The following is a 6571-nucleotide window of genomic DNA, read 5'->3' on the forward strand; positions in this document are numbered from 1 at the left end:
CTGGTCGATCGCGATCTCGCCAGCGGCGTGCTGGTCGAACTGAGCAAAGAACTGCACACCGGCTTGGTCGACGCCGAAACCGCCTACTGGCTGGTCAGCACCGAAGACGCCGCCGAACGCGCCGACGTGGCCGGCTTCAGGAACTGGCTGCTGGGCGAAGCGCGGGAGTCGGTGCACGCCGGTTAGCCGCTCAGGTCTTCTCGACGGCATGAGTGAGCCAGACTCACTCATCGTCAAAATCCTTTCCTTTGTCGCCGGGTTGCGCCGCTGCTAATGTGCGGTTCTGTGATCGCAACGGAGGCATCCATCATGTCCGCAACCAGCCAGCCGACCCCGGCTCACCTTTCCCGCGCCGGCAATCCCGCGCTGTGGGTCGTCATCGCCGCCGCACTGGTGCTCAGCGTCGTCATGGGCACGCGCCAGACTTTCGGCCTGTACATCAATCCGTTTTCCTACGACCGCGGCTTGCCGGTGACGGTGATCGCCTTCGCCATCGCCCTGCACAACCTGGTGTGGGGCTTCGCGCAGCCGTTCGCCGGCGCCGCCTCGGACCGCTACGGCGCCACGCCGGTGGTGGCGTTCGGCGCCGTCACCTTCGCCGCAGGCCTGGCGTTGGCGGCGGTCGCGCCGTCCGGCCTGCTGCTGATCATCGGGCTGGGTCTGCTGGTCGGCATCGGCATCAGTTGCACCAGCTTCGGCGTGGTGCTGGCCTCGGTCGGCCGCGTCGCCACGCCGCAGCAGCGCAGCATGGCGATGGGCATCGCCAGCGCCGGCGGTTCGCTGGGCCAGGTGTTGCTGGTGCCGCTGGCGCAAACGGTGCGTGAAAGCACGGGCGTGTCGGCCTCGCTGTTCGTGCTGGCCGCCATCGCGCTGGCGATCGCGCCGGCCGGCCTGATCCTGGACCGGGGTCGCAAGAAATCGTCTGCATTTTCATCTTCCCCGGCAACGCATCCCGCCGCCGAACCGCCCGCCTCTTCGCTCAAGGAAGTGCTGACCCTGGCCGGCCGTCATCACGGTTATCGCCTGCTGACCATCGGCTTCTTCACCTGCGGTTTCCAGTTGGCCTTCATCGGCACCCACTTGCCCGGCTACCTGACGCTGTGCCACATGCCGCTCGGCCTGGGGGCGACGGCGCTGGCGCTGATCGGCCTGTTCAACATGGCCGGCAGCTGGGGTTGCGGCTGGCTGGGCGGACACTTTCGCCAGCAGTATGTATTGGGCTGGCTGTACCTGGTCCGCAGCGGCGCCATCGCCGCCTTCCTGGCGCTGCCCAAGACCAGCGCCTCGGTCATGGTGTTCGCCGCCGTGATGGGATTGACCTGGCTCGGCACGGTGCCGCTGACCAGCGGACTGGTGGCGAAAGTATTCGGCACGCGCCACCTCGGCACGCTGTTCGGCGTGTGCTTCCTGAGCCACCAGATCGGCTCTTTCCTCGGCGCCTGGCTGGGCGGCTACATGTTCGACCTGACCGGCTCGTACACGATGGTGTGGGGTGCGACGGTGGCGGCCGGCGTGCTGGCGGCGCTGCTGCACTTCGCCATCAACGACCAGCCGGCCGACGACAACCCGGGCATGCTGGCGGGGGCGCTCAGCTGAAAACCGGCAGGTAGGACGCAGTGCATGCAACGCATGCGCGGCCGTGGAAAAACCGGGTGCGGCAAAACCCTTTAAAATCGTCCGCACCCGTCATCCCAGCCGCTCGCGCCAACTACATGCTCGCCATCTTCAATGTCGTCTTTCCGGTTTTTGCACTGATCTTCCTCGGCTACCTGTGCCGCAAGCGCAATATCCTCAGCGTCAACGCCGCCAGCGAGCTGAACCGCTTCGTCATCTACCTGGGACTGCCGGCGCTGCTGTTCGATTCGATTGCGCGCCTGACCCCGGCCGACTTCAGCAACCTGCGCTTCATCGCGGTGTTCGCCATCGGCATTGCGGTGGTGTTCGTGCTGACCGCCTGGATCAAGTATCGCCAGGGCGCGGCGGCCGGCGACATCATCATCGACAGCCTCGGCACGTCGTACGCCAACGTCGGCTTCATCGGCATCCCGCTGTGCTATCTGGCCTTCGGTCATGATGGCCTGCCGCCCTCGGTGATCGCCATGGTGATGACCGCCTGCCTGCTGTTCGCCATCGCCATCGTGTTGCTGGAAATCTGCCTGCATGCCGAAAAGCACATCGGCCGCAGCCTGCTCAAGACCGGCAACTCGCTGATCCGCAATCCCATCCTGATCGCACCGATACTGGGCAGCCTGGTCGCCGCCAGCGGCTATGTGTTGCCGACCGGCGTGCAGCAATTGTTCAAGTTGCTCGGCGCGGCCGCCAGTCCCTGCGCGCTGGTGTCGCTGGGCCTGTTCCTGGCGCAGCCGATCGACAATAAACAGGCCGGTTCGGTGAGCCTGCTGGTCGGTTTCAAGTTGCTGCTGCATCCAGCCGTCACGGCGCTGTTCGCCTATTGGATCCTGCCGCTGCCGAAGATGTGGGCCGACACCGCGCTGCTGTTGTCGGCCATTAATATCGGCACCGGCCCGTTCATGCTGGCCGAGCTGTACCGGCGCGAAGCGGCGCTGATGTCGCGCGCCATCCTGATTTCCACCACCACTTCGCTGCTGACGATCACGCTGATCCTGGCGTGGATCGCGCACTAAGGAAACCATCCGCATGAAAATCCAGATCGCTTCCGACCTGCATCTTGAACGCATGATGCCGTCGTTCCCCCACTACCGCGCAATCGAACCGACCGATGCCGACCTTCTCATCATCGCGGGCGACATCCACAACGGCGATGCGGCGATTGCCGCCTTCGCCGACTGGCCGGTGCCGGTGCTGTACGTGCACGGCAACCATGAGGCCTATCACGCACAATATCCGCAAGTGGTCGACGACATCGGTCGCCGTGCGCAAGCCTCGGGCGAGCGCATGCGCCATCTTGAGAATTCGGTGGTGATCGAAGGCGGCGTACGCTTCCTCGGCTGCTGCCTGTGGACCGACTACGCGCTGCAACAAGAAGGGACGCCATCGCTGACACCGGACGCCGCGATGGAACAGGCCGGCAACATCCTGTTCGACCATCGCGTGATCACCATGCCGGGCGGCGCGCTGTTCACGCCGCAGGATGCACTGCAATTGCATCAAGGTTCGCGCGCCTGGCTGGAGCAGCAACTGGCGCAAGCCTTCGACGGCAAGACCGTGGTGATCACGCACCATGGTCCGCATCCGCACTCCATCCATGAACGTTTCGCCGGCTCGCCCCTGAACCCCGGCTTCATCAGCGACCTCACGCCGTTGCTGGCGCAGGCGGATTTGTGGGTGCATGGCCACGTGCATGACAGTTTCGATTACACGGTCGCGGGTTGCCGCGTCGTGACCAATCCGCGCGGCTATGCGCTCAACCTGAAACAGGCGGCGACGCTCGATGACATCGAGTGGGAGAACCCGGCCTTCGATCCGCAACTGGTGATCACGATCTAGCGCGAGCTGAATGCCGGGCACCGTGATCGCCGCATCGTCGGCGTCGCGCCTCACGGAACCGGGCGCGCCGCAATGCAAAACGCGCCACAAAATGCGGCGCGTTGTTGTGTCCTGCAGAAAAATTTACCGAGAGGGCCAATGCTGCGACTGCGGCATGTTTACCACGCAGACTTCTTGTCCGGCGTCTGACGTTGCTCCGACTCAATCGCCTGCGCCTGCATGAATGCCGTGAAGGAGCGTTCGATGGTGGCGCGCTCGATGTCCTTGGTGATGAACACGATGCGCGTGCGGCGATCTTCCGACGGCCAGGCCGGCAGCGTCACGGTCGGGTGGAAGATGTGCTGCACGCCGTGGATCACGGTCGGCTTGTCTTCGCCGGCGAGATTGACGATGCCCTTGATGCGCAGGATGTTCTGGCCCTTGAAACCAACCAGCAGGCTCAGCCATTCATCGAACAGATGCGGCTCGATCGGTTTGTCGAAACTGAAACAGAAGGCGCGGATGTGATCGTCATGGCGGTTGATGTCGTGGCCGTGGCCTGCATGTCCATGCTTGTGACCGTGATCATGACCGTGATGATGATGGCCGTGTGCATGATCGTGGTCGTGCGGCGGTTCATACGCTTCTTCGCTGAGCCAGCGTTCGACGTCGGGCGTCTTGTCGGCGGTGCGGAACAGGCCGGCGTCGAGCAATTGTTGCGGCGCTACCCGGCCTTGCTGCGACAGGATTTGTTGCGCGCCCGGATTGATCTGCTTCAGGCGCGCCTGCAGATCCTGCAGTGCGGCCGGGTCGGCCGCATTGGCCAGATCGCTCTTGGTCAGCAGCAAGCGGTCGGCCACGGCGGCCTGTTGCACCGCTTCAATATGGTTGTCCAGGGTGGCGTTGCCGTTGACCGCATCGACGGTGGTGATGACGCCGTCGAGCCGGTACTTCGACGCAATGAAATTGTCGGTCATCAAGGTATGCAGGATCGGGATCGGCGAGGCCAGTCCGGTGGTCTCGATGATGACGCGGTTGAACTTGCGCTTGCCGCCTTCGGCGAAACGCCAGGTGATGTCCTTGAGGGTCTTCTTGAGGTCGCCGCGGATGGTGCAGCACAGGCAGCCGCTGCTCATCTCGACCACGACTTCATCCTGGCTGTGTGCGACCAGCAGGTGGTCGAGGCCGATTTCGCCGAATTCGTTGATGATGACCAGCGTGTCCTTCAGCTCGGGCTGGGCCACGAGATGGTTCAGCAGCGTGGTCTTGCCGCTGCCGAGGAAACCGGTCAGCAGCGAAATCGGGATCAGTGCGGGGGCGTCTTGTGTCATGGCGAGGCCGGCGTCAGTCATTGTCGTGCGACGGCAGCAGATGGCCCAGCTTGGCGGCCTTGGTGCGCAGGTAGCGGATGTTGAACGGATTGCGATTTTCCACCAGCGGCACGCGTTCCAGCACTTCGATGCCGTTTTCCACCAGGGCGTTGACCTTGCGCGGATTGTTGGTCATCAGGCGCAGGCCCTTGATGCCGAGATGACCGGCCATTGGCACCACCATGGTGTAGCGCCGCATGTCGGCCGGGAAGCCCAGTTGCAGGTTGGCCTCGACCGTGTCGGCGCCGCCGTCCTGCAGATGGTAGGCGCGTACCTTGTTGAGCAGGCCGATGCCGCGGCCTTCCTGGCGCAGGTAAAACACCACGCCGCGTTTTTCCTTGGCGATGCGCCGCAGGGCGGCTTCAAGTTGCGCGCCGCAATCGCAGCGCTGGCTGAACAACGCATCGCCGGTCAGGCATTCGGAATGCACGCGCGCCAGCACCGGTTCGCCGTTGCCGACGTCGCCCAGCGACAACGCCAGGTGTTCCTTGCCTGAAACATGGTCGACGAAAGCGTGCAGTTGGAAAGTGGCCCACGGCATCGGCAATGCGCAGGAGCTGACGAATTCCAGGTTTTCTTCCGGAATGACGACGTCGGTTTCGATGTTTTCTGGTGACGACATGATGAACCTATGTAATTGCCTGGCGCCGCAACGGACGCATTGGGCACAGCCGCGTATCTTACAACGCGGCTCCAATTATTTCAGGCCGGCCACGCGGTTCTTCAAGCCCGGCCGGGTGTTTTTTGTCACAAACCCTGTAAACGCAAGCGCGGCCCGAAGGCCGCGCTTGCTTCACCACGATATGCGATCAATCAACGATCGCGATTCTTGCCCGGCAGCAAGCGCACCAGCAAGGCGCTCAGGGAAGCCACCGTTGCCAGACCGACCACGCCGATCCAGCCCCATTGCGCCAGCAACAGGCTGCCCAGCGCAGCGCCGGCCGCCATGCCGACGAACATGCCGACGAACAGCACGGCGTTGAGACGGCTGCGGGCGCCCGGCTCAATGCTATAGACGATGGTCTGGTGCGCCACCAGCGTGGCTTGCACGCCGAGGTCGAAGCCGATCGCGGCCAACGCCAGCAACCACAACTGACCGCTGGCCGAGAAGGCTGGACCAGACGCCATCGCCACGAAGGACAGGATCGCCAGGCCAATGCCCAGACGGGTCACCAGCTCAGGACCTTTCTTGTCCGAGATGCGCCCTGCCAAGGGTGCGGCCAGTGCACCCGCTGCGCCTGCCAGGCCGAACGCGCCGGCCGCTGCGCTGCCGAGGTGGAACGGCGCGCCGTGCAGCATCACCGCCAGGGTCGACCAGAAGGCCGAGAAGCCGACCGACAGCAAGCCTTGCGCCAGCGCGGCGCGGCGCAGCGCCCCATGCTTCTTGAACAAGGTCGCCAGCGAAGCCATCAACGCGCCATACGACAGGTGCGTCGTCGGATGGAAGCGCGGCAGGCCGCGCCAGGCGGCGATGCCGATCAGGGCGATGCTGACCGAGGCCGCCACGAACATGCTGCGCCAGCCGAAATGCTCGGCGACGAAACCGCTCAGCACGCGCGACAGCAGGATGCCGAGCAGCAAGCCGGTCATCACTGTGCCGACCACCTTGCCGCGGTTCTGTTCGGAGGCCAGCGTGGCCGCCGCCGGGACGATGTCTTGCGCCAGCGTCGCCGACAAACCGATCGCCAGGCTGGCGACCAGCAGGACGGCGATGCCGGACGACGCGCCGGCCAGCAGCAAGGCGCCGGTCAGCA

Annotated in this window: 6 protein-coding genes and 1 pseudogene; 4 read left to right on the forward strand and 3 right to left on the reverse strand. The window is 64.4% G+C overall.

Annotation, left to right across the window (positions count from 1 at the left end):
* The 4 genes and pseudogenes from HLUSI_RS30145 to HLUSI_RS0122615 form a co-directional block, all read left to right on the forward strand.
* A pseudogene (locus tag HLUSI_RS30145) lies at window positions 1–186 on the forward strand (transcriptional regulator); the annotation flags it as partial.
* 123 nt (window positions 187–309) lie between these two features.
* A complete protein-coding gene (locus tag HLUSI_RS0122605) occupies window positions 310–1596 on the forward strand; it encodes an MFS transporter (RefSeq protein WP_050977763.1) in 1287 nt (428 codons plus the stop codon).
* 116 nt (window positions 1597–1712) lie between these two features.
* Window positions 1713–2645 (forward strand): AEC family transporter, encoded by a 933-nt coding sequence (locus tag HLUSI_RS0122610; protein WP_016836113.1) that lies wholly within the window; start codon window positions 1713–1715, stop codon window positions 2643–2645.
* A gap of 13 nt (window positions 2646–2658) precedes the next feature.
* A complete protein-coding gene (locus HLUSI_RS0122615) occupies window positions 2659–3468 on the forward strand; it encodes a metallophosphoesterase (RefSeq protein ID WP_016836114.1) in 810 nt (269 codons plus the stop codon).
* Window positions 3469–3626: 158 nt separating this feature from the next.
* On the opposite strand, the gene HLUSI_RS0122620 is transcribed toward HLUSI_RS0122615, so the two are convergent.
* The 3 genes from HLUSI_RS0122620 to HLUSI_RS0122630 all read right to left on the reverse strand — a co-directional run.
* The gene (locus HLUSI_RS0122620) at window positions 3627–4778 is read right to left on the reverse strand and encodes a CobW family GTP-binding protein (RefSeq protein ID WP_029363904.1); all 1152 of its coding nucleotides are present in this window, start codon (window positions 4776–4778) and stop codon (window positions 3627–3629) included.
* 13 nt (window positions 4779–4791) lie between these two features.
* Complete coding sequence (ribA, locus tag HLUSI_RS0122625) at window positions 4792–5439, reverse strand: GTP cyclohydrolase II (RefSeq protein WP_016836116.1); 648 nt, start codon at window positions 5437–5439, stop codon at window positions 4792–4794.
* 191 nt (window positions 5440–5630) lie between these two features.
* Window positions 5631–6571, reverse strand: a 941-nt coding sequence (locus HLUSI_RS0122630) for an MFS transporter (RefSeq protein ID WP_016836117.1), incomplete at its 5' end; no start/stop codon positions are given.

This window comes from Herbaspirillum lusitanum P6-12, assembly GCF_000256565.1.
GTDB classification, from domain to species: Bacteria; Pseudomonadota; Gammaproteobacteria; order Burkholderiales; family Burkholderiaceae_D; genus Herbaspirillum; species Herbaspirillum lusitanum.

Coding starts and splice junctions, on each gene's coding strand:
- HLUSI_RS0122605 (WP_050977763.1), top strand. CDS start 310: ATGTCCGCAACCAGCCAGCCGACCCCGGCTCACCTTTCCCGCGCCGGC.
- HLUSI_RS0122610 (WP_016836113.1), top strand. CDS start 1,713: ATGCTCGCCATCTTCAATGTCGTCTTTCCGGTTTTTGCACTGATCTTC.
- HLUSI_RS0122615 (WP_016836114.1), top strand. CDS start 2,659: ATGAAAATCCAGATCGCTTCCGACCTGCATCTTGAACGCATGATGCCG.
- HLUSI_RS0122620 (WP_029363904.1), bottom strand. CDS start 4,778: ATGACACAAGACGCCCCCGCACTGATCCCGATTTCGCTGCTGACCGGT.
- ribA (WP_016836116.1), bottom strand. CDS start 5,439: ATGTCGTCACCAGAAAACATCGAAACCGACGTCGTCATTCCGGAAGAA.